The organism is Pantoea sp. X-Soil-TKNS-1207, from assembly GCF_059730485.1.
The window spans coordinates 729471-751554 of sequence record NZ_AP035958.1 but is presented as its reverse complement, the minus strand read 5'-3'; the positions used below and the strand labels follow the sequence as shown (position 1 = coordinate 751554).

Sequence of the window (22084 nt, the reverse complement as noted above, 5' to 3'; positions counted from 1 at the left end):
TTATGCCGACCAGGCCAATACCTTAACGACGACGTTCCAGAATCTCGAAGCAGTAGCTGTGCGAGTTCTGCGCGTCGGCATCATGGAACTCACTGAAGGTGGAGTGCCACTCATCCGGCTCGTAATCCGGGAACTGCGTGTCGCCTTCAACTTCCGCATCAATGTGGGTGAGGTAGAGACGATCGGCGCGCGGCAGCATCTGCGCGTAAATACGTCCACCGCCAATCACCATAATCTCTTCGGCATCACCGGCCGCGTTAACGGCATCTTCCAGTGACGTCACCCAGGTCACGCCCTCATGGGTGCCCGGCTGGCTGCTGACCACAATATTCAGGCGTCCCGGTAAAGGACGGCCGATAGATTCAAAGGTCAGACGACCCATAATCACCGGCTTATTCAGGGTTTGACGTTTGAACCAGGCCAGATCGGCAGACAGGTTCCACGGCATGGCATTTTCCATACCGATGATGCGATCCGCTGCCAGAGCCGCGATCAGACTAATCATGTTAAAAGACCTACAGGAAAAAAATTGGCGCAATGATACGTAAAGGCGAAACTTTCGTCGATAGGACGGCCCCGCTATTTACGTAAAGCTCCTATGCCACCGCATTTTTGTTATTGGACAGAGTTTTACACCGTGTTTCCCTTCAATATCGGAAAGAGGCGCCATAAATCTGTGGAGATACGCTACAAGGCAGTGTGAAAAGCCATTCAGGCGGGTACATAGTGTAAAGAAAAGCGCACTGCGTGCGGCAAAAAAAACGGCTCCCGCAGGAGCCGTTGGTACAGATTAGAAATCGTAGCGCAGACGCACCAGGTTAACGTTACCCAGTGATTTGTCGGTGCTCGAGGTTAAGACGTACTCGTAATCAACACGGAAGCCGTAGTCGAGCTGGAATGACAGGCCGACACCGTTGTCGATACGTTTGTAGTTGCGGCCGCTGAGGTACTCCAGACGGTCACCCATAAAGTACGGCTGGATGGATTTGACGGCATACTGGCCGATCGGGAACTTGTAGCCTGCGAAATATTCCAGACCCCAGGCATCATCCGCAAAGTAGTTGTGAACGTCGACTTTTTTAGTGGTCAGGAAGTTCTGGTAGTAACCACCACCCGCAGACAGCGTCCAGTTGCCTGGCGTCCAGCTCAGAGCCGTACCGTAGATGTTCTGGTCGTAGGATTTGCTGTCGCCATTGCCGGCATCATGGATATCCGCGCGGGTGTAGTTCCACGCAGTGCCCCACGCCAGGTTTTTGGTGATGTGGTAGTTCACGCCCAGTGAGCCGCCGCCTTTACGCTTGTAGCGCAGGCCGTTGCCCGGCAGGTAATCGTCATCTTCGAACAGGTAAGCCGCATAAACATCAACGTCGCCGAAGGTGTTTTTATATTTCAGCTGCTTACGTGAACGGTAGGAACCGTCGTAGTCGCCGTTGATCCCGTTACCCGGTGCCTGGGCCAGCATGTCGTAGTCCCAGATATCGGTCTTAACACCCACCACATCGTAGTAGATGCTGTTTTGCTGACCAAAGTACAGCTCACCGAGGGTGGCGCTCTTGAAGCCGGTATAGAGCTGACGACGCGTAGTATTGTTAGCGCCATCGGCATAGTGGTTATCCCAACCCCACCATGCCGGGAAGTTAACGCCCAGCTCGTAGTAACCTACCCAGCTGACATCATCAAACAGATAGTAATTGGCGGTGAAGCGGAAACGTGACCCGCCGTCATAGCCGTTACGCTTATAGGATTTATCGTTCACACCATTTTGATGGAGGAACTGCGGACGGATACTACCGCCGACCTGAAAGCTAAGACGGCTAAGCGGATCGTTAGCCTGCGGATCCGCCTTGAGGAGAGTAATTTCAGCCTGGCTGGCGAGAGGTGCCGCTGCGACCAGCGCAGCTATGGCAGTGAGTGTGAAAGCACGCATTTTCATTTTTATATATATCCCAGTTACGCTCGGATAAATGAGCGAGCGAAATACTAAAGCGAGCAACCTCACTTTCTATTTATAAATTTGTGCTAATAAATGGCCGGGATAGTGGAATCCGCATCAAGCGCTAAAATTGAATTAAATCATATTATTGTAATATTCTAATGTTATGCGCAGATTAACAATAGCGAAAAAAAACGGCCCATTATAGGGCCGTTTTTTATCATCTGAGCCTAAGGATTAACCTTTGATTTGCGCGTGCATTTCCTGCACGGAAATCACTTTCTCAGTAGGATCAGCGTTCAGCGCCATCGCCGTGGCGAAACCGCCGTTCAGCGTGGTGTCGTAGTGCACCTTGTATTGCAGCGCACTGCGGCGAATCAGCTTGGAGTCTTCAATCGCCTGGCGACCTGCGGTGGTGTTAACGATGTAGGTGTACTCGCCGTTCTTCAGACGATCCTGAATATGCGGACGGCCTTCGTGCACCTTGTTCACCAGACGCGGGTTAATACCGGCTTCACCCAGCACCACAGCGGTACCGTGAGTCGCATCCAGCTCGAAACCAAACTTCTGCAGTTTTGCCGCGAGGTCGACGATACGTTTCTTATCGCCTTCACGCACCGACAGCAGCGCACGGCCTGATTTCTTCATATTGCTCTGCGCGCCCAGCATCGCTTTGGCGAAGGCTTCTGCGAAAGTACGCCCCACGCCCATCACTTCACCGGTAGAACGCATTTCCGGGCCGAGAATCGGGTCAACGCCCTGGAATTTGTTGAACGGCAGCACCACTTCCTTCACGGAGTAGTACGGCGGAATCACCTCTTTGGTGACGCCCTGTTCAGCCAGGGTTTTCCCTGCCATCACGCGCGCAGCCACTTTCGCCAGCGGCACGCCGGTGGCTTTGGAGACAAACGGCACGGTACGCGCAGCGCGTGGGTTCACTTCAATCAGGTAAACTTCGTTGTCTTTGACCGCAAACTGCACGTTCATCAGACCACGGACGTTCAGCTCAAACGCCAGTTTTTCCACCTGCTGGCGCATCACGTTCTGGATGTCGGCATTCAGGGTATAGGCCGGCAGCGAACAGGCTGAGTCACCGGAGTGCACGCCCGCCTGCTCGATATGTTCCATGATGCCGCCAATCAGCACGCGCTCGCCGTCGCAAATCGCGTCCACGTCCACTTCAACCGCGTCGTCGAGAAAACGGTCCAGCAGCACCGGCGCATCGTTAGAAACCGATACCGCGTTCTGGAAGTAACGCTTGAGGTCGATTTCGTCGTAGACGATCTCCATTGCGCGGCCGCCCAGTACATAAGACGGACGTACCACCAGCGGATAACCGATGCCTGCGGCTTTCTCAACCGCCTGCTCCAGCGTGGCAACCGTGGCGTTAGCCGGTTGCTTCAGGTTCAGACGATCAACGGCCTGCTGGAAACGCTCACGGTCTTCAGCACGGTCAATGGCGTCAGGGCTGGTGCCAATCACCGGCACACCCGCGGCTTCCAGCGCACGCGCCAGTTTCAGCGGCGTCTGGCCGCCGTACTGTACGATAACGCCTTTCGGTTTCTCGATACGGACGATTTCCAGCACATCTTCCAGCGTTACCGGCTCGAAGTAGAGGCGGTCAGATGTGTCGTAGTCGGTGGATACGGTTTCCGGGTTACAGTTGACCATGATGGTCTCGTAACCGTCTTCACGCAGCGCCAGCGCGGCGTGTACGCAGCAGTAGTCAAACTCGATGCCCTGGCCGATACGGTTTGGACCGCCGCCCAGCACCATGATTTTGTCGCGATCCTGGTTCGGATTGGCTTCGCACTCTTCTTCATAAGTCGAGTACATATACGCGGTGTCAGTGGAGAATTCCGCCGCACAGGTGTCCACGCGTTTGTAAACCGGATGCAGGTTGAACTGCTGACGCAGTTTGCGGATTTCACCTTCTGCCACGCCAGCCAGCGTCGCCAGACGCGCATCGGCAAAGCCTTTACGCTTCAGCGCGCGCAGGAAAGTGACATCCAGCGCCTTCACGCCTTCACGGGCAACTTTGTCTTCCAGACGCACCAGTTCTTCAATCTGCACCAGGAACCAGCGGTCGATGTTGGTCAGATTGAACACGCCATCAACCGACATGCCCGCACGGAACGCATCCGCGATGTACCAGATACGGTCGGAACCGGCATCCTTCAGCTCGCGGCGGATACGGGTCAGCGCTTCGGCATCGTCGAGGTCCACTTTCGGGTCGAAGCCATTCGCGCCCACTTCCAGACCGCGCAGCGCTTTCTGCATCGACTCCTGGAAAGTACGACCAATGGCCATCACTTCACCCACAGATTTCATCTGGGTGGTCAGACGGTCGTTGGCACCGGCGAACTTCTCGAAGTTGAAGCGCGGGATCTTGGTCACAACGTAGTCGATTGAGGGTTCGAACGAAGCCGGGGTACGACCACCGGTGATATCGTTCATCAGCTCATCGAGGGTGAAGCCCACCGCCAGTTTCGCTGCCACTTTGGCAATCGGGAAACCGGTCGCTTTGGAAGCCAGCGCGGAAGAACGCGACACACGCGGGTTCATCTCGATAACAATCAGACGGCCATCTTTCGGGTTGACGGAGAACTGGACGTTGGAACCGCCAGTCTCCACGCCGATTTCACGCAGTACCGCCAGCGAGGCGTTACGCATGATTTGATACTCTTTGTCGGTCAGGGTTTGCGCCGGTGCCACGGTGATGGAGTCACCGGTGTGGATACCCATCGCATCGAAGTTTTCGATGGAGCAGACGATGATGCAGTTGTCGTTTTTATCACGCACCACTTCCATCTCGTACTCTTTCCAGCCAATCAGCGACTCGTCAATCAGCAGCTCATTGGTCGGCGACAGATCCAGACCGCGTTCGCAAATCTCTTCAAACTCTTCTCGGTTATAGGCGATACCGCCACCGGTGCCGCCCATGGTAAAGGACGGACGGATGATGCACGGGAAGCCAACGTCTTCGGCAACCGCCAGCGCTTCTTCCATGGTGTGCGCGATACCTGAACGCGCGGTATCCAGACCGATGCTTTTCATCGCCACGTCAAAACGACGGCGATCTTCGGCTTTATCGATGGCATCGGCGGTCGCACCAATCATGGTGACGCCGAACTCTGCCAGCACGCCCTGACGCTCCAGCTCCAGCGCACAGTTCAGCGCCGTCTGGCCGCCCATGGTCGGCAGCACCGCATCCGGGCGCTCTTTTTCAATGATTTTACGTACCACTTCCCAGTGAATCGGCTCGATGTAAGTGGCATCGGCCATTTCCGGGTCGGTCATAATGGTTGCCGGGTTGGAGTTCACCAGAATGACGCGGTAACCCTCTTCACGCAGCGCTTTACACGCCTGTGCACCGGAGTAGTCAAATTCACATGCCTGGCCGATAACAATCGGACCTGCGCCAAGGATCAGGATGGATTTTATGTCTGTACGTTTTGGCATCGTTGGCTCCTGATTACTTCGCGTTAGAACGGTAGGCTTCGATCAGTTCGATAAAGTGATCGAACAGCGGCGCCGCATCGTGCGGGCCTGGGCTGGCTTCCGGGTGTCCCTGGAAGCTGAAGGCCGGTTTATCGGTACGGTGAATGCCCTGCACGGTCTGGTCGAACAGAGAAACGTGAGTTACACGCAGATTTGCCGGCAACTGGCTGTCATCTACGGCGAAGCCGTGGTTCTGTGCGGTAATCATCACCGTATTGTTGTCGAGGTCTTTAACCGGATGGTTACCGCCGTGGTGGCCCAGCTTCATCTTAATCGTCTTCGCACCGCTCGCCAGCGCCAGCAGCTGATGGCCGAGGCAGATGCCGAAGACCGGGATATCGGTCGTCAGGAATGACTGAATGGCGCTGATGGCGTAATCGCACGGCTCCGGGTCACCGGGACCGTTAGAGAGGAAAATGCCGTCCGGATTCAGCTTCAGGACGTCTTCGGCCGGGGTCTGCGCCGGAACCACCGTCAGGCGGCAGCCACGATCCACCAGCATACGCAGGATGTTGCGCTTGGCGCCGAAATCGTAAGCCACTACATGGAACGGCAGCTCTTCGGCTGACTTCTGCTCCGGCAGGTCATCCTGCAACGTCCAGCTACCCTGCTGCCATGCGTAGGACTCTGCGGTGGTCACTTCTTTCGCCAGATCCATCCCCTTCAGGCCAGGGAAGGCTTGCGCCTTCTGCAACGCCAGCGCAGCATCCGGGTTGTCACCGGCGATGATGCAGCCGTTCTGTGCCCCTTTCTCACGCAGCAGACGGGTCAGCTTACGGGTATCGATATCGGCAATGGCGACAATGTTGTTGCGCTGCAGATAGGCTGACAGGCTCTCTTCGCTACGGAAGTTGCTGGTAATCAGCGGCAGGTCGCGAATAACGAGGCCCTGTGCATGAATCTGGCTGGATTCTTCGTCGGCGGCATTAACGCCAACATTGCCGATATGGGGATAAGTGAGGGTGACGATCTGGCGGGAATAGGAGGGATCAGTGAGGATTTCTTGATAACCGGTCATTGACGTGTTGAAAACGACCTCCCCCACTGCCGACCCCGTTGCCCCGATGGCCCGACCGTGGAATTGGGTTCCGTCTTCCAGAACCAAGAGCGCTGACTTAATCAAAACATCCTCCAGGGAATAAACAGTCACAATATTTGCATATTAATTCAAAATACCACCCTGAATCAATGCAAAAACCGCCTATAGGGTCGATTTTTGGCAAATTGCGCGCATTCTAATGATCGACCTGCACCTTGTCTACCCTGATGCGGCATTTTTTTGCTTTTTTCGGGCAACTGAATGTTAAAAGTAGCAATAAGCGGTAAAAGAGCGAGACAACCTGGAAAAATAAACGGTTGCGGGCCGGAAATAATCTTAAAAGCGTGCTACGGGGATAATATTTTTGACCAAATGGTCAAAAATAGCATTTTTATGATGGAAAAATCATCACAAAGCCAGAGAAATAAACCACTCACATAAAACAATGATGATAAGCCTTGTTTTTAAGACAAAATAAAGGGCAATAATATTATTGCCCTTGATCAATCAATGTCTTACCGATTGAAATAACCACATCACGATGGTTCACAACACTCACAACATCGATAAATCCAGCACATCACGCATATCATAAAGGCCAGATTTCTTGTCTTTAAGCCAGGAAGCGGCTTTAACGGCTCCATTTGCAAAGGTCATGCGGCTGGAAGCCTTGTGGGTAATCTCTACGCGTTCACCGCTATCTGCAAACATCGCGGTATGTTCACCGACGATATCGCCAGCGCGCACGGTGGCAAAACCGATGGTCTGAGCTTTGCGCTCGCCAGTATGGCCTTCACGCGCGTAGACAGCGTGTTCGTCCAGCTTCCACTCCATCGCCTCGGCAATCGCTTCACCCATCGCCAGCGCCGTACCTGATGGTGCATCAACTTTGTGACGATGGTGCGCTTCAACGATTTCAATATCCGCATAATCACCCATCACCTTCGCCGCCTGCTTCAGCAGCTCCAGCACCAGGTTAACGCCAACGCTGAAGTTAGCCGCGAACACGATGCCAATCTCTTCCGCTGCGGCGCGAATCGCCGCTTTACCGGCTTCATCAAAACCGGTAGTGCCAATCACCATCGCTTTCTGGTGCTGACGGCAAAAAGCCAGATATTCCAGCGTACCTTCCGGGCGGGTGAAATCGATCAACACGTCGAAATCATTCACTACCTGCTGCAAATCGTCGCTGACCAGCACGCCGGTTTTTCCTATGCCCGCCAGCTCACCGGCGTCACTGCCGATCAGCGATGAACCGCTGCGGGCCAGTGCGGCACCTAACACCACGCCTTCCGCCTGCTGCGCAGCCTGAATCAAATTGCGTCCCATGCGACCCGGCGCACCAACAATAGCAATGCGGATTTCACTCATATTTATTCATTCCTGATACAAAACTATGCATGCAAAGCGCAAACAGGTTAACGGTCAGATAACAGTCACGCCACAATAAAAAAAGGATAATAAGAATTTTATGCCAGCCGCGAAAGATTATCAGTAAAAGCAATCTCACCAGGTGGAAGTGGTTCTGCGCGGAATTGGTGCGGCGCGATTTATCGCGCATCTTTTGAAAAGCCGAAAAAAAGGCGCGATAAATCGCGCCGCTACGGAATATGCAGTGATTATTACTGCACGTTGCGCACTTCCACGCGCAACTCTTTCGGCACTTCAAACACGATGTTTTCTTCGCGGCCAATCAGCTCAATCGCCGCTTCACCACCGAACTCACGCAGACGCTGAATCACCTGCTGCACCAGAATATCCGGCGCGGAGGCGCCCGCAGTGACACCGATGGTCGTCACGCCTTTCACCCACTCTTCCTGAATATCATCAGCAGAGTCGATCAGCTTCGCCAGTTTACCGGCACGCTGCGCCAGCTCGGCCAGGCGATTGGAGTTGGAGGAGTTTTTCGAACCGACCACCAGCACCACTTCGGCATCGCGTGCCAGCACGCGCACGGCTTCCTGGCGGTTGGTGGTGGCGTAGCAGATGTCATCTTTACGCGGGCCGATGATGGCCGGGAAACGCTGACGCAGCGCGTCGATAACGTCCGAGGTATCATCTACCGACAGCGTGGTCTGCGTCATAAAGCACAGATTGCTTTCGTCTTTGACATGCAGTTTGAACACATCTTCCGGCGATTCCACCAGATACATGCCGCCGTTGGGGTTGCTGTACTGCCCCATGGTGCCTTCCACTTCCGGGTGGCCAGCGTGGCCAATCAGAATCGCTTCCACGCCTTTACGGCTGGCGCGCGCCACTTCCATATGTACCTTGGTCACCAGCGGACAGGTGGCGTCAAACAGCATGGTCAGATTACGCGCCTTCGCCTCAGCACGCACTGCCTGAGAAACTCCGTGGGCGGAGAAGATCAGGATGGCGTTATCCGGCACTTCGCCAATCTCTTCGATAAAGATGGCGCCGCGCTCGCGCAGGCTGCTCACCACGTAGCGGTTATGCACCACTTCATGGCGAACATAAATCGGCGCGCCGTACATCTCCAGCGCGCGCTCGACGATGCTGATGGCGCGATCCACGCCCGCGCAGAAACCACGAGGGTTAGCTAACAGGATTTGCATCGCTTGCCTCCAGCACAGGATCGATCTCCAGCACTTCAACATCGAACTGAATATGCTGACCCGCCAGCGGATGGTTGAAATCCACGGTGATCGAGTCACCGGAGATCTCACGGATCACCCCCGGCATTTCACTGCCGCCCATGCCGCTGAACAGCATAATGGCGCCGACTTCCGGCTCTCCCGCATCGATAAAATCACGACGCGAGAAGTATTGGATCAGGTCCGGGCTGATGCCACCAAAGGCATCTTCCGGGGCCAGGGTAAAGCTGTGCTTGTCGCCCACTTTACGTCCCAGCAGCTCCTGCTCCAGCGCCGCCGACAGGCTGCCATCGCCCAGACGAAACAGCGCGGGTTTGCCGTTGGCGCGCGTCGATTCCGCTGTCGAGCCATCTTCCAGCTTCAGCGTAAAATGCACCAGCAACGCGCTGTCGCGCTGTACAGAGTCTGTCATCTCTTACCCTTTCAGTTTTTCCTGCTTGCCTTTCGGGCTGAAAAAGCCCTCCAGCACCACCAGCGCTGCACCGATGCAGATGCCACAGTCAGCGATATTGAATGTCGCAAAGTGCCAGTCACCGATATAGAAGTCGATAAAATCGACCACAAAACCGTGATAGGCACGATCAAACAGGTTACCTAATGCCCCGCCGATAATCAGTGCGTAGGCGATGTTAGTTAATTTGTTGCGGGCAGGGTTGCGATACATCATCACCAGCAACGCCACCACGATAGCAATGGCGATACCCGCAAAGAACCAACGCTGCCAGCCGCCTTTGTCCGCGAGGAAACTGAACGCCGCGCCGTAGTTGTGCGCGTAGAACAGGTTCAGAAACGGCATCAGCGACCGCGTTTCGTGCAGCATCATGTTGTTCATGACCCACTGCTTACTGGCGAAGTCGACAACAATCACTACCAGCACCAGCCACAGCCAGCGCAATCCGGTTGAGAAAATAGGCTTACTCATCAGGCAAACTTACGCTTTTCGCCGTCACCGGCCACGTTGGTGTAGCAACGTCCGCAGACCGCAGCATGTTCCGGGTTCTGGCCGACGTCGGTAGTGTAATGCCAGCAGCGCGGACATTTCTCACCTTCTGCTTTGTGCAGCGCAATTTTCAGACCTTTCAACCCTTCGCTCTGCTGGGCTTCGTCGCTCGCCGTGGCGTAATCCGCTACGGTTGCGCCGGAAGTCAGCAGCACAAAGCGCAGTTCATCGCCCAGTGCCTGCAATTTCGCCGCCAGAGCGGTGTCGGCGTACAGGGTGACCGTCGCTTCCAGCGCACCACCGATACGTTTATCGCTACGCGCCTGCTCAATCACCTTGTTCACTTCGCCGCGCACTTTCAGCAGCTCAGCCCAGTAGGCATCATTCAGCGCTTCGTCTTCCGCCAGACCAAACAGGCCGTCGTACCACTCTTCGGTGAACACGTATTTCGCGCGATCGCCCGGCAGGTAGCCCCAGATTTCATCCGCAGTGAAGGACATGATCGGCGCCATCCAGCGTACCAGCGCTTCGACGATATGCCACAGCGCGGTCTGGCAGCTGCGACGCGCCAGGCTGTCGCCCTTCGCGGTGTACTGACGGTCTTTGATGATGTCGAGGTAGAACGACCCCATCTCTACGGAACAGAACTGCATCAGACGCTGAATCACTTCATGGAAGTCGTAGTTGGCGTATGAGGCGATGATATCAGCCTGCGCTGCCTGCGCACGTCCTACCGCCCAGCGATCCAGCACCACCATCTCTTCCGGGCTGACTTTGTCGGTCGCCGGATTGAAGCCGCTCAGGTTAGCCAGCAGGAAACGCGCAGTGTTACGGATACGACGATAAGCATCGGCCGAGCGTTTGAGGATCTCATCAGACACCGCCATTTCGCCGGAGTAGTCCGTTGAGGCCACCCACAGACGCAAAATGTCGGCGCCCAGTTTGTCCATCACGTCCTGCGGCGCTACGGTGTTGCCGATGGATTTCGACATTTTACGGCCCTGACCATCAACGGTGAAACCGTGGGTCAGTACCTGGCGATACGGCGCTTTGCCCTTCATCGCCGTCGAGATCATCAGAGAAGACATAAACCAGCCACGATGCTGATCCGAGCCTTCCAGATACATGTCCGGGCTGTGGCCTTCAAATTCCGGGCGCGCATCCACGACGGCATAGCTGGTTGATCCGGAATCGAACCACACATCCAGCGTATCCGGCACTTTGGTGTAATTGTCAGCGTCATCGCCCATCAGATCGCGCGGATCGAGATCCCACCACGCCTGAATGCCATCCTGCTCAACGCGCTGCGCCACTTTTTCCATCAGCGCCAGCGTATCCGGGTGCAACTGCTCGGTGTCTTTATGCACGAACAGCGCCATCGGCACACCCCAGGTGCGCTGACGGGAGATACACCAGTCAGGACGGTTGGCTACCATCGCTTCGATACGCGCCTGGCCCCAGTCCGGGATCCACTGCACGCCTTTGATCTCTTTCAGCGACTGCGCACGCAGACCTTTCTGATCCATGCTGATAAACCACTGCGGCGTAGCACGGAAGATGATCGGCGTTTTATGACGCCAGCAGTGCGGGTAGCTATGCAGCAGTTTTTCTACGTGCAGCAGCGCGCCTTTCTCTTTCAGCAGCTCAACGATCATATCGTTGGCTTTAAATACGTTGACGCCGTCCAGCGTCGGATAGGTGCCCGGCAGGTAAGCGCCATCCGGTCCAACCGGGTTAGCGGTTTCCAGACCGTATTTCTGGCCGATCACGTAGTCGTCCGGGCCGTGGCCTGGCGCGGTATGCACCGCACCGGTACCCGCGTCGAGGGTAACGTGTTCGCCCAGCACCACTTTCGACTGGATTTGTTCGAGGAACGGATGCTGGAACAGTTGCAGCTCCAGCGCAGCGCCTTTGCACTCGCCCAGCACACGCCAGTCGCTGATACCCGCGCGCTTCATCACGCTTTCCACCAGATCTTTCGCGAGGATCAGGCTGCGGCCTTCAATCTGCACCAGCTGGTAGTCAAATTCCGGATGCAGCGAGATACCGCGGTTAGCCGGCATGGTCCACGGGGTGGTGGTCCAGATAACAACGGAAACCGGGCCTTCCGACGTGGTTACGCCAAATTTCGCGCGCACCGTATCGGCATCCAGCGCATTGAACATCACATCAATGGAGGGTGAGGTTTTGTCGTAGTATTCGACTTCCGCTTCCGCCAGCGCCGAACGGCAGTCCAGACACCAATGCACCGGCTTCGCGCCTTTGTGTAGGTGGCCGTTGCCGATGATTTTGCCCAGCGCCCGGATGATATTGGCTTCGGTCTGGAAGTTCATGGTCAGGTACGGACGATCCCAGTCGCCCAGCACGCCAAGACGGATAAAGTCTTTTTTCTGCCCTTCCACCTGCTCCGCCGCGTATTTACGGCAGGCTTCACGGAATTCCGCCGCGCTGACTTTCTCGCCCGGCTTGCCAATCATCTGCTCAACTTTGTGTTCGATCGGCAGCCCGTGGCAGTCCCAGCCCGGTACGTAAGGCGAATCGAAGCCCGCCATGCCTTTCGACTTAACGATAATGTCTTTCAGAATCTTGTTAACGGAGTGACCAATATGAATGCTGCCGTTCGCGTAGGGAGGGCCATCATGCAGAATAAAGGTTTTTTTCCCTTTTTTGGCTTCGCGGATGATGCCGTACAGGTTGTCATCATACCAACGTTGCAGCATTCCCGGTTCGCGTTTGGCCAGATCGCCACGCATCGGGAACCCCGTTTCCGGCAAATTCAGGGTAGATTTATAGTCACTCATCAGATTCTCGGTTCCGTATTTCGGTCATTAAACCGGTGTTTTTAGCCCAAAAAATTGTCGGGCCGTCACCACATCTTTCGCTATTTGTTCTTTCAGGGCGTCCAGCGAGGCGAAACGCTGTTCGCTGCGAATCTTATGCTTCAGCACCACTTCAATGTGGCGCCCATAGAGATTCATATTTGTGTCGAGCAGGTGAACTTCAAGCTGCTGACGCAGACCTTTTACCGTCGGACGCGTGCCAATGTTGGCTACGCCCGGCACCGGCTGCTCACCCAGGCCCAAAACTTCAACCGCAAACACGCCTTTCACCGGCGTTACCGTACGGCGTAAAGGGAGGTTCGCGGTGGGAAAACCGATGGTGCGCCCCAGTGCATCACCGTGCACCACGCGGCCAGAAATGCTGAAGGGATGGCCCAGCAACGCCTGCGCCTGGTCAAAATCATCCTGCGCCAGCGCCTGCCGCACCGCGGTACTGCTGATGCGTTTGCCATCATCACAAAAAGTCTGGGTGCTGATGACATCAAAGCCATACTCCGCACCGGCTTTCTGTAATAACAGGAAATCCCCCTGGCGACCAGCGCCAAAGCGGAAATCATCCCCCACGGCAAGGAATTTGACGTTCAGTTGCTCCACCAGCAGTTCAGTGATGAAGCTCTGCGCCGAACGGGCGGCGAAGCGGCGATCGAAGCGCACGCACAGCACCGCATCCACGCCAGCCTGCTTAAGATACTTCAGTTTTTCACGCAGACGCGTCAGGCGTGCCGGGGCTTTATCGCCCGCAAACAACTCCAGCGGCTGCGGTTCGAACAGCATCACTATCACCGGTAACTGGCGCTTACGTCCCTCTTCGATCAGCTCCGCCATCAGGGCCTGATGGCCACGATGGAAACCGTCAAAATTACCAATGGTCAGGACGCAGCCGCGATGCTGCTCATTGAGATTATAAATACCGCGGATAAACTTCATGGCTGACTCAAACCGGTGGAAATCGGCGGATTATACCCTTGAATAGCGTTCAGGTTAACCCGTCTGCGTGCCTTTCCTGCTTCTGTCACCGCATATTCCGCGTGCAGGCAGGGGCTTAGCAGAGACTGGAAGAATTTTGTTGCGAAATACTGTATTCAGCGCGGTGTTGCTGGTAGAATCTTGCGCCATCAATTACGTAACCGGGTGTTGTTTGTAAAACGACGCTTATTTGCACAAATCCATTGACAAAAGAAGGCGCAAAAGGCATAGTCCTCGGCCTTTGATTTGTCCATATAGAACACATTTGGGAGTTGGACCTTGGCTAATATCAAATCAGCTAAGAAACGCGCCGTAACATCTGAGAAACGTCGCAAGCATAACGCGAGCAACCGTTCTATGATGCGTACTTTCATCAAGAAAGTATACGCGGCTATCGCAACAGGCGACAAAGCTGCTGCGCAGAACGCATTCAACGAAATGCAACCGATCGTGGACCGTCAGGCTGCTAAAGGTCTGATCCACAAAAACAAAGCTGCACGTCATAAAGCAAACCTGACTGCACAGATCAACAAACTGGCTTAATCGCCCGTCTGTTAATCGCTTTGTGAAAGAACCGGCGCTTAGCCGGTTTTTTTATGCCTGCAATTCACTGAACAACGCCCTGAAGTCGCCGTGGCAGATACGCTGCACCGCCGGATGCTGAATCATTCGTTCGGCAAAAATTACGTGGTACTCCTCCATCACCGTGTCCAGTCGGCCAATTTCCCGAATGGTATCGTCACGGTAAATCGCTTCACCGTAGAACGTTGGTGCGACAAAAATCGCATTATGCTGCGCGCCGAATGCCTTCATCAGCGCCGCATCATCAAACTCGCCGAGAATCTCCACCTGTAATCCCTGCCCGTGCATCCAGTTCAGCAGCTTACGCCCCAGCATCGAACGCCGTCCCGGAATCAGTAATCGACGATGCTCAAGACATTGCGGGAAAGGCTGCTCCGGCCACGGCGCGCTGCACCAGAAACTCACCGGACACTCGCCCAGCTTGATGGAGAACAGCCCCTCCTGCTGCGTGGAGTCGATGGGGCAGTCAGAGACGATCATATCCAGCTTGTGCTGGCTAAGCTGCTCCAGCAGCATCTCATGCGTCGACTCAAAACAGCGCAGATGGATCTTCTCCTCCGCGACTACCGCCGTTTCCAGCACCTTACTGACCAGCTGTTTGGAGAGCGCATCCGCAATGCCGACATCAAACAACAGATGTGACTCTTTGCGATAGTTGACGATGTCGAGCATCTCCTGGCTGAGCATAAACATGCGATCGGCGTAACGAAACACCAGCTGCCCCAGCTCCGTCGGCACCAGCCCGCGCCCCTGACGGCGAAACAGCTTGCCCTGGAGTCGCTCTTCCAGCGCCTTAATCTGTCCGGTGATGGTTTGCGGCGCGAGGAACAACGCCTCCGCCGCACCGACTATCGATCCCTCACGACACACATGCCAGAAGTAATACAGATGGTTGTAATTGATATGCGACATCCGCGCTCTCCCTGAGTTGGTTCAGGCCGTCTGACGTGGCAGGCGTCGCCATAGCAGCAGATAGCCCACCACCGCCGAAATAATTGAGCCAAGCAGAATGCCCAGCTTCGCCAGCGTAATCAGCTGCGGATCGACATCGCCATACGCCAGCGAGGCGATAAAGATCGACATGGTAAAACCAATACCGCACAACACGCCGACCGCCGAAATATCGCGTAACGAGGTGTTTTGCGGCAATTTTGCCAGCCCGGTCTTCACCCCCAGCCAGCAAAACAGGGTGATGCCCAGCGGTTTACCAACAAACAACCCGACCATAATGCCGAGTGGCAGCAGCGAAAACAGGCTGCCCGGCGTTACGCCAGCCAGCGAGACACCGGCATTGGCAAAAGCAAACAGCGGCAGAATCAGCCAGCGTACCCACGGATGCAGCGCGTGTTCCAGGTGAATAGCGGGAGAGTGGCCGTGCTTCTTCTCCAGCGGGATCAGGAAACCGACGACGACACCTGCCAGCGTGGCGTGTACGCCCGATTTCAACACCGCCGTCCACAGCACCATCCCCACCAGCAGATACAAGCCAGTGTTGCGCACATTCAGCAGGTTCATGATGCCCAGCACCACGATCGCGCCAGCGGCTACGCCAAGCGACAGCAGCGAAAGATCGCTGGTATAGAACAGCGCGATAATCACGATAGCGCCGAGATCGTCGATGATCGCCAGTGCCATCAGAAAGATCTTCAGCGCAGGCGGCACACGGCTACCCAGCAGCGCCAGAATACCCAGCGCGAACGCAATGTCGGTAGCGGTCGGGATGGCCCAGCCGCTGCGCGTCGCCGCGTCGCCGGCATTAAACAGCAGAAACAACAAGCCGGGCACCACCATGCCGCCGATGGCGGCAATCAGCGGGAAAATCGCCTGCTCGCGCCGCGCCAGCGCGCCCATCACCAGCTCACGTTTCACTTCCAGGCCAATCATCAGGAAGAACACCGCCATCAACGCATCGTTGATCCACAGCAGCAGGTTCTTGCTGATATCCAGCGCCCCGAAGCGGAATTCCACCGGGATATTGAGCAGGTCGAGATAGCCTTGCTGGGTGCTGAGGTTGTTAGCCAGCAGCATGGCAACTGCCGCAGCAAGAATAAGAACGACGCCGCTGGTGGCGTCGCTATGAAGGATTTTTTTCAGTCTGATATTCACGTCCAGGTTCCTTTTCGCACAGCGAATCATGAAAAGGGGTTAGCTTAACGACAATATTAGCTCGAAAAAAACAGATTATTTATGAGATTAGACTCGTAAAAACCGAGCAATTCCCCGCGGCCAGGCAAAAAAAAGCCAGCGACGTTGCGCTGGCTTCAGAGAGGATGTCGGACTTAGCGGGTTAAATCATCGAAAAACTTCTTCACGCCGTCGAAGAAACTCTTCGAACGCGGGCTGTTTTTCTCACCGGTCGGGCCACCAAAACTCTCTTCCAGTTCGCGCAGCAGCGCTTTCTGTTTGTCATTCAGGCTAACCGGCGTTTCAACCACCACGCGGCACAGCAGGTCACCGACCGCACCGCCGCGCACCGATTTCACACCCTTACCACGCATACGGAACAGCTTGCCGGTCTGGGTTTCTGACGGCACTTTTAGCTTCACACGGCCATCAAGGGTTGGCACTTCAATCTCGCCGCCCAGCGCTGCCATCGCAAAGTTAATCGGCACTTCGCAGTACAGATTGTTATCTTCACGTTCGAAGATCGGGTGTTTTTTCACCGATACCTGAACGTAGAGATCGCCAGCCGGTGCGCCATGCTCACCCGCTTCGCCTTCACCGCTCAGACGGATACGGTCGCCGGTATCCACACCCGCCGGGATTTTCACCGACAGGGTTTTCGAACGCTCAACACGGCCGTGACCATGACAGGCGTTGCACGGATCTTTAATCACCGAACCACGACCATGACAGGTCGGACACGCCTGCTGCACGGTAAAGAAGCCCTGACGCATCTGCACCTGACCGGCACCATGACAGGTCGGACAGGTTTGCGGTTGGGTACCCGCTTTCGCGCCGCTGCCGTGGCAGACATCACACTCTTCCAGGGTTGGAATGCGGATCTCTTTGGTCACGCCGCGTACCGCTTCTTCCAGCGTCAGCTCCATGTTGTAGCGTAAATCGGCGCCGCGGGCAGCGCGCTGACGGCGACCACCACCAAAAATATCGCCAAATACGTCGCCAAAGATATCGCTGAAGTCGGCACCGCCGCCGAAGCCACCACCGCCAAATCCACCGCCGCCCATGCCGCCCTGTTCAAACGCCGCATGACCGTATTGATCGTAGGCCGCACGCTTCTGCGCATCGGTCAGAATTTCGTAGGCTTCCTTGACCTCTTTAAATTTTGCTTCGGCTTCTTTATCACCAGGGTTGCGGTCCGGGTGATACTTCATCGCCAGGCGCTTATAAGCCTTTTTGATTTCGCGTTCATCTGCTGATTTAGAGACGCCTAAGATCTCGTATAAATCACTCTTCGCCATTTTCTGCCCTTAACATGATCGCACGGGCGTGGAGAGATCTCCGACGCCCGTGCTGGTTTCAACGGCTGTCAGGCCAGCCGTCGCGCCCGGTCAGGGGCAATTATTTTTTATCTTTAACTTCTTCGAATTCAGCGTCGACAACGTCGTCATCTTTCTTCGCGGAAGCGTCGCCAGCGTCTGCTGCGCCCGCCTGACCCTGCTGCTGTGCCATTTCCATCAGTTTGCTGGAAACCTGCATCAGCGCCTGCATCTTCGCTTCGATGTCGGCTTTGTCTTCGCCTTTCAGCGCGGTGTTCAGATCGTTCAGCGCAGCTTCGATCGGTGCTTTGTCATCGGCAGACAGCTTGTCACCGGCTTCGTCCAGCTGCTTACGGGTGCTATGCGCAATCTGGTCACCCTGGTTACGCGTCTGCACCAGTTCTTCGAACTTACGGTCAGACTCAGCATTCGCTTCAGCATCACGTACCATTTTTTCGATCTCTTCTTCGTTCAGACCAGAAGAGGCTTTAATGGTGATTTTCTGCTCTTTACCGCTGTTTTTGTCCTTCGCTGACACATGCAGGATACCATCCGCATCGATGTCGAAGGTGACTTCAATCTGCGGCATACCGCGCGGTGCAGCCTGGATACCGTCGAGGTTAAACTGACCCAGTGATTTGTTGTCACTGGCACGTTTACGCTCACCCTGCAGCACATGAATGGTCACGGCAGACTGGTTGTCTTCAGCGGTCGAGAACACCTGGCTGTGTTTGGTCGGGATGGTGGTGTTCTTGCTGATCAGCGAAGTCATCACGCTACCCATGGTTTCGATACCCAGCGACAGCGGCGTAACGTCCAGCAGCAGCACGTCTTTCACTTCGCCACCCAGTACGCCACCCTGCACTGCCGCACCAACGGCAACCGCTTCATCCGGGTTCACGTCTTTACGCGGTTCTTTACCAAAGAACTCAGTTACTTTGGCCTGCACCAGCGGCATACGCGTCTGACCACCCACCAGAATGACGTCGTTGATGTCTGATACAGACAGACCAGCATCCTGCAGTGCCACTTTCAGCGGCTCGATAGAACGCGCAACCAGGTCTTCAACCAGTGATTCCAGTTTCGCACGGGTCACTTTAATGTTCAGGTGTTTCGGGCCTGTCGCATCCGCAGTGATGTACGGCAGGTTCACGTCAGTCTGCTGTGCAGAAGAGAGTTCGATTTTCGCTTTCTCTGCTGCTTCTTTCAGACGCTGCATCGCCAGCGGATCGTTGTGCAGATCGATGCCCTGATCTTTCTTGAACTCGGCAACGAGGTAGTTGATCAGACGGCTATCGAAGTCTTCACCACCGAGGTGGGTATCACCGTTAGTTGCCAGCACTTCAAAGGTTTTTTCGCCATCAACTTCATCGATTTCGATGATGGAGATATCAAAAGTACCGCCGCCCAGGTCATAAACCGCGATGGTACGGTTGCCCTGGCCTTTGTCGAGGCCGTAAGCCAGCGCCGCAGCCGTCGGTTCGTTGATAATACGTTTCACTTCCAGACCTGCGATACGGCCCGCATCTTTGGTCGCCTGACGCTGTGCATCGTTGAAGTACGCCGGTACGGTAATAACCGCTTCAGTCACCGGCTCGCCGAGGAAGTCTTCAGCGGTTTTCTTCATTTTTTTCAGCACTTCGGCAGAGATCTGCGGCGGAGCCATTTTCTGGCCTTTTACTTCCAGCCATGCATCACCGTTGTCAGCCTGGGTGATTTTGTACGGCATGATTTTGATATCACGCTGCACTTCTTCGTCCTGAAAACGACGGCCAATCAGGCGTTTAATCGCGAACAGGGTGTTCTGCGGGTTAGTCACAGCCTGACGTTTAGCCGGTTGACCGACCAGAGTTTCGCCATCCTGTGTATAAGCAATAATTGAAGGCGTGGTACGATCGCCTTCGGCATTTTCCAGCACGCGTGCTTTAGTGCCGTCCATAATCGCAACACAAGAGTTGGTTGTACCCAGGTCAATACCAATAATCTTACCCATCTAAACGTCTCCCACTTAAATTCTTTGCCAAATTGGGTTGTGAAGCAGAGATGCGGACAAATCTTGTCGCTTTCAACTGCCTGAGCAGGCTTTTTTTCCTGCCTCACAACTCTCGATGACAACTAAATGGGGCCGCTTCGAAGCGCATCAAGGGTTAAAACAAAAAAAATTTAATTATCTCACCCCACTCAGATCAAAGCTGGCTTTCTGGCGGCTGATTATTATGCAGCGCCCCGTCAGGATGACGGGCAAAAACAACAACCAGATAGCAAAAATCACCTCTGAGGAATTATGCACAACACCACCCTTGCGAATCCCGCACCGCTGGGCTTAATGGGCTTCGGCATGACCACCATTCTGCTCAATTTGCACAACTCCGGCATCTTCCCGATGGACATCACCATTTTGGCCATGGGCATCTTTTATGGCGGTATCGCGCAAATCTTTGCCGGTCTGCTGGAATTTAAGAAAGGTAATACCTTTGGCCTGACCGCCTTTACTTCCTATGGCAGCTTCTGGCTGACGCTGGTCGCGATTCTGCTGCTGCCGAAAATGGGGCTGGCAGAGGCCGCCGACACGCATTTGCTTGGCGCATACCTCGGTTTATGGGGCGTGTTTACGCTATTCCTGTTCTTTGGCACCCTCACCGGGCCAACCATGCTGCAATGTGTGTTTGCCAGCCTGACGCTGCTGTTTGCCTTGCTGGCGGTGGGACATCTGCTGGATAACGCCCTGCTGATACGCATTGCGGGTTGGGTTGGTCTGATATGTGGTGCCAGCGCGATCTATCTGGCGATGGGAGAAGTGCTGAATGAGCAATGGGGCCGGACGGTGCTGCCAATTGGTCAGCCACGCTGAATAGCAGCGCGGAGCCTGTCGGCTCCGCGTTAACGTTTATAAGGTGTGAAGCGGTGTATCAGGTTGCACGCTTTGCTGGCGATTATCACGCAACAGCCAGATGCCCACCACCAGGCCGATGCCCGCCAGCGCCAGGACATACCATGCCGGTGCCATCGGCGTCAGGCGCATCATCAGCGTGACGCTGATTGGCGTCAGACCGCCAAAGATGGCGTAGGCAAGATTGTAGGAGAAGGAAATTCCGGTGAAACGCACCGCGGCCGGGAAGGCACGCACCATCACAAACGGCACCACCCCCACCACGCCAACACTCAATCCCGCCACGCCATACCAGACAAACAGCATCTCAGGCGCATTTCCCAACTGATGGAAAAAGTTCCAGCTGCAAATAGCCAGCAGCAGCGATCCCACCACCAGCGTGCGTGCCGCGCCGAAGCGGTCCACCAGCCAGCCCGCGATGACGCAGCCAAACAGCAGCATCACGGTGGCAAAACTGTTGGCTTGCAGGCTGAGCGCCGCCGGAATCGCGTGTTGTTTTTGCATCAGCGTCGGGGCCATCAAAATCACCACCACGATGCAGGCGGAGAGCAGCCAGGTCAGCAGCATCGAAATCACGATACTGCGTTTATGCTGCGTCAGAATGGTTTGCAGCGGCAGCTTATCCGCCAGCGCTTTGCGCTGCTGCATCTGCCGGAACACCGGCGTTTCATGCAGCCAGCGGCGCAGATACATCGCCAGCAGGCCAAACACGCCGCCGAGGAAGAACGGAATGCGCCAGCCGTGATCGGCAATCGCCGCCGGCGTCAGCGAGGTATTGATGATGGTCGCCACCAGCGATCCAAGCAGAATGCCGGCGGTTAAGCCCGCAGTTAGGGTGCCACAGGCAAAACCCACGCGACCTGAAGGCACATGTTCGGCAACAAATACCCAGGCGCCAGGCACTTCGCCACCGATCGCCGCCCCCTGCAACACGCGCAGCAGCAACATCAGCAGCGGTGCCGCAATACCAATGCTGTCGTAGGTCGGTAACGCGCCCATCGCCAGCGTTGGCAGCGCCATCAGCAGAATGCTCAGGCTGAACATCTTCTTGCGCCCCACTTTGTCGCCAAAGTGCGCCATCACGATGCCGCCCAGCGGACGCGCCAGATAACCGGCGGCAAAGATGGCAAAAGTCTGCACCTGACGCAGCCATTCCGGCATATCGGCCGGGAAGAAGAGTTCGCCAATCACCGCAGCGAAGAAGACAAAGATGATGAAATCGTAAAATTCCAGCGCCCCGCCAAGGGCCGCCAGCGACAGGGTTTTATAATCCTGTCGGTTGAGTCGACGAGTCGTGTGCGAATCCATAACGTACCGGTATCCAGAGGCAAAACGGTC

18 protein-coding genes are annotated in these 22084 nt (G+C 55.4%); 3 read left to right on the top strand and 15 right to left on the bottom strand.

Going from position 1 to position 22084, the window contains the following annotated elements:
- Window positions 1–22: 22 nt before the first annotated feature.
- The 4 genes from folA to carA all read right to left on the bottom strand — a co-directional run bounded on the left by folA (window position 23) and on the right by carA (window position 6557).
- Window positions 23–505, bottom strand: a complete 483-nt coding sequence (gene folA / locus AC6I8V_RS03370; RefSeq protein ID WP_497844516.1) for a type 3 dihydrofolate reductase — start codon at window positions 503–505, stop codon at window positions 23–25.
- A gap of 285 nt (window positions 506–790) precedes the next feature.
- Window positions 791–1933, bottom strand: coding sequence for a porin (locus AC6I8V_RS03365; protein WP_497844515.1), 1143 nt, complete (start codon window positions 1931–1933; stop codon window positions 791–793).
- Between the two features lie 237 nt (window positions 1934–2170).
- Window positions 2171–5395 carry a carbamoyl-phosphate synthase large subunit gene (gene carB, locus AC6I8V_RS03360; protein WP_497844514.1) on the bottom strand — a complete coding sequence of 1075 codons (3225 nt, stop codon included), beginning with the start codon at window positions 5393–5395 and terminating at the stop codon, window positions 2171–2173.
- A gap of 13 nt (window positions 5396–5408) precedes the next feature.
- Window positions 5409–6557, bottom strand: coding sequence for a glutamine-hydrolyzing carbamoyl-phosphate synthase small subunit (gene carA / locus AC6I8V_RS03355; RefSeq protein WP_497844513.1), 1149 nt, complete (start codon window positions 6555–6557; stop codon window positions 5409–5411).
- Window positions 6558–6734: 177 nt separating this feature from the next.
- Between carA and AC6I8V_RS03350 the strand changes: the two genes are divergently transcribed.
- Window positions 6735–6914 carry a hypothetical protein gene (locus AC6I8V_RS03350; RefSeq protein ID WP_497844512.1) on the top strand — a complete coding sequence of 60 codons (180 nt, stop codon included), beginning with the start codon at window positions 6735–6737 and terminating at the stop codon, window positions 6912–6914.
- A gap of 114 nt (window positions 6915–7028) precedes the next feature.
- Here AC6I8V_RS03350 and dapB read toward each other — a convergent pair whose 3' ends face one another.
- The 6 genes from dapB to ribF all read right to left on the bottom strand — a co-directional run bounded on the left by dapB (window position 7029) and on the right by ribF (window position 13795).
- Window positions 7029–7844: a 4-hydroxy-tetrahydrodipicolinate reductase gene (gene dapB / locus AC6I8V_RS03345; RefSeq protein ID WP_497844511.1), complete on the bottom strand. Its 816-nt coding sequence runs from the start codon at window positions 7842–7844 to the stop codon at window positions 7029–7031.
- A 251-nt stretch (window positions 7845–8095) separates the two neighbouring features.
- Window positions 8096–9049 carry a 4-hydroxy-3-methylbut-2-enyl diphosphate reductase gene (gene ispH, locus AC6I8V_RS03340; protein WP_497844510.1) on the bottom strand — a complete coding sequence of 318 codons (954 nt, stop codon included), beginning with the start codon at window positions 9047–9049 and terminating at the stop codon, window positions 8096–8098.
- Window positions 9030–9500 (bottom strand): FKBP-type peptidyl-prolyl cis-trans isomerase, encoded by a 471-nt coding sequence (gene fkpB, locus AC6I8V_RS03335; RefSeq protein WP_497844509.1) that lies wholly within the window; start codon window positions 9498–9500, stop codon window positions 9030–9032. The genes ispH and fkpB overlap by 20 nt, the downstream gene beginning before the upstream one ends.
- Before the next feature lie 3 nt (window positions 9501–9503).
- Window positions 9504–10010: a signal peptidase II gene (lspA, locus tag AC6I8V_RS03330; RefSeq protein ID WP_497844508.1), complete on the bottom strand. Its 507-nt coding sequence runs from the start codon at window positions 10008–10010 to the stop codon at window positions 9504–9506.
- On the bottom strand, window positions 10010–12829 hold the full coding sequence (gene ileS / locus AC6I8V_RS03325; RefSeq protein WP_497844507.1) for an isoleucine--tRNA ligase: 2820 nt from the start codon (window positions 12827–12829) through the stop codon (window positions 10010–10012). Before ileS ends, lspA begins: the two co-directional genes overlap by 1 nt.
- Before the next feature lie 27 nt (window positions 12830–12856).
- Window positions 12857–13795 carry a bifunctional riboflavin kinase/FAD synthetase gene (gene ribF, locus AC6I8V_RS03320; RefSeq protein ID WP_497844506.1) on the bottom strand — a complete coding sequence of 313 codons (939 nt, stop codon included), beginning with the start codon at window positions 13793–13795 and terminating at the stop codon, window positions 12857–12859.
- 318 nt (window positions 13796–14113) lie between these two features.
- Between ribF and rpsT the strand changes: the two genes are divergently transcribed.
- Window positions 14114–14377, top strand: coding sequence for a 30S ribosomal protein S20 (gene rpsT, locus AC6I8V_RS03315; RefSeq protein WP_013507813.1), 264 nt, complete (start codon window positions 14114–14116; stop codon window positions 14375–14377).
- A 51-nt stretch (window positions 14378–14428) separates the two neighbouring features.
- Here rpsT and nhaR read toward each other — a convergent pair whose 3' ends face one another.
- From nhaR to dnaK, 4 genes are all read right to left on the bottom strand, one after another.
- Window positions 14429–15328, bottom strand: coding sequence for a transcriptional activator NhaR (nhaR, locus tag AC6I8V_RS03310; protein WP_497844505.1), 900 nt, complete (start codon window positions 15326–15328; stop codon window positions 14429–14431).
- Window positions 15329–15349: 21 nt separating this feature from the next.
- Entirely contained in the window at window positions 15350–16552 is a 1203-nt protein-coding gene (nhaA, locus tag AC6I8V_RS03305; protein WP_497844504.1) for a Na+/H+ antiporter NhaA, read from the bottom strand.
- Window positions 16553–16695: 143 nt separating this feature from the next.
- The gene (gene dnaJ / locus AC6I8V_RS03300) at window positions 16696–17838 is read right to left on the bottom strand and encodes a molecular chaperone DnaJ (protein ID WP_497844503.1); all 1143 of its coding nucleotides are present in this window, start codon (window positions 17836–17838) and stop codon (window positions 16696–16698) included.
- Between the two features lie 100 nt (window positions 17839–17938).
- Entirely contained in the window at window positions 17939–19849 is a 1911-nt protein-coding gene (dnaK, locus tag AC6I8V_RS03295; protein ID WP_497844502.1) for a molecular chaperone DnaK, read from the bottom strand.
- A gap of 291 nt (window positions 19850–20140) precedes the next feature.
- Between dnaK and satP the strand changes: the two genes are divergently transcribed.
- Window positions 20141–20707, top strand: a complete 567-nt coding sequence (gene satP, locus AC6I8V_RS03290; RefSeq protein WP_497844501.1) for an acetate uptake transporter — start codon at window positions 20141–20143, stop codon at window positions 20705–20707.
- A 36-nt stretch (window positions 20708–20743) separates the two neighbouring features.
- Here the strand turns inward: satP and AC6I8V_RS03285 are convergent, their stop codons facing one another.
- Window positions 20744–22054 carry an MFS transporter gene (locus tag AC6I8V_RS03285; RefSeq protein ID WP_497844500.1) on the bottom strand — a complete coding sequence of 437 codons (1311 nt, stop codon included), beginning with the start codon at window positions 22052–22054 and terminating at the stop codon, window positions 20744–20746.
- Window positions 22055–22084 lie beyond the last annotated feature (30 nt).

Coding starts and splice junctions, on each gene's coding strand:
- folA (WP_497844516.1), bottom strand. CDS start 505: ATGATTAGTCTGATCGCGGCTCTGGCAGCGGATCGCATCATCGGTATG.
- AC6I8V_RS03365 (WP_497844515.1), bottom strand. CDS start 1,933: ATGAAAATGCGTGCTTTCACACTCACTGCCATAGCTGCGCTGGTCGCA.
- carB (WP_497844514.1), bottom strand. CDS start 5,395: ATGCCAAAACGTACAGACATAAAATCCATCCTGATCCTTGGCGCAGGT.
- AC6I8V_RS03350 (WP_497844512.1), top strand. CDS start 6,735: ATGTTAAAAGTAGCAATAAGCGGTAAAAGAGCGAGACAACCTGGAAAA.
- dapB (WP_497844511.1), bottom strand. CDS start 7,844: ATGAGTGAAATCCGCATTGCTATTGTTGGTGCGCCGGGTCGCATGGGA.
- ispH (WP_497844510.1), bottom strand. CDS start 9,049: ATGCAAATCCTGTTAGCTAACCCTCGTGGTTTCTGCGCGGGCGTGGAT.
- fkpB (WP_497844509.1), bottom strand. CDS start 9,500: ATGACAGACTCTGTACAGCGCGACAGCGCGTTGCTGGTGCATTTTACG.
- lspA (WP_497844508.1), bottom strand. CDS start 10,010: ATGAGTAAGCCTATTTTCTCAACCGGATTGCGCTGGCTGTGGCTGGTG.
- ileS (WP_497844507.1), bottom strand. CDS start 12,829: ATGAGTGACTATAAATCTACCCTGAATTTGCCGGAAACGGGGTTCCCG.
- ribF (WP_497844506.1), bottom strand. CDS start 13,795: ATGAAGTTTATCCGCGGTATTTATAATCTCAATGAGCAGCATCGCGGC.
- nhaR (WP_497844505.1), bottom strand. CDS start 15,328: ATGTCGCATATCAATTACAACCATCTGTATTACTTCTGGCATGTGTGT.
- nhaA (WP_497844504.1), bottom strand. CDS start 16,552: ATGATTCGCTGTGCGAAAAGGAACCTGGACGTGAATATCAGACTGAAA.
- dnaJ (WP_497844503.1), bottom strand. CDS start 17,838: ATGGCGAAGAGTGATTTATACGAGATCTTAGGCGTCTCTAAATCAGCA.
- dnaK (WP_497844502.1), bottom strand. CDS start 19,849: ATGGGTAAGATTATTGGTATTGACCTGGGTACAACCAACTCTTGTGTT.
- satP (WP_497844501.1), top strand. CDS start 20,141: ATGCACAACACCACCCTTGCGAATCCCGCACCGCTGGGCTTAATGGGC.
- AC6I8V_RS03285 (WP_497844500.1), bottom strand. CDS start 22,054: ATGGATTCGCACACGACTCGTCGACTCAACCGACAGGATTATAAAACC.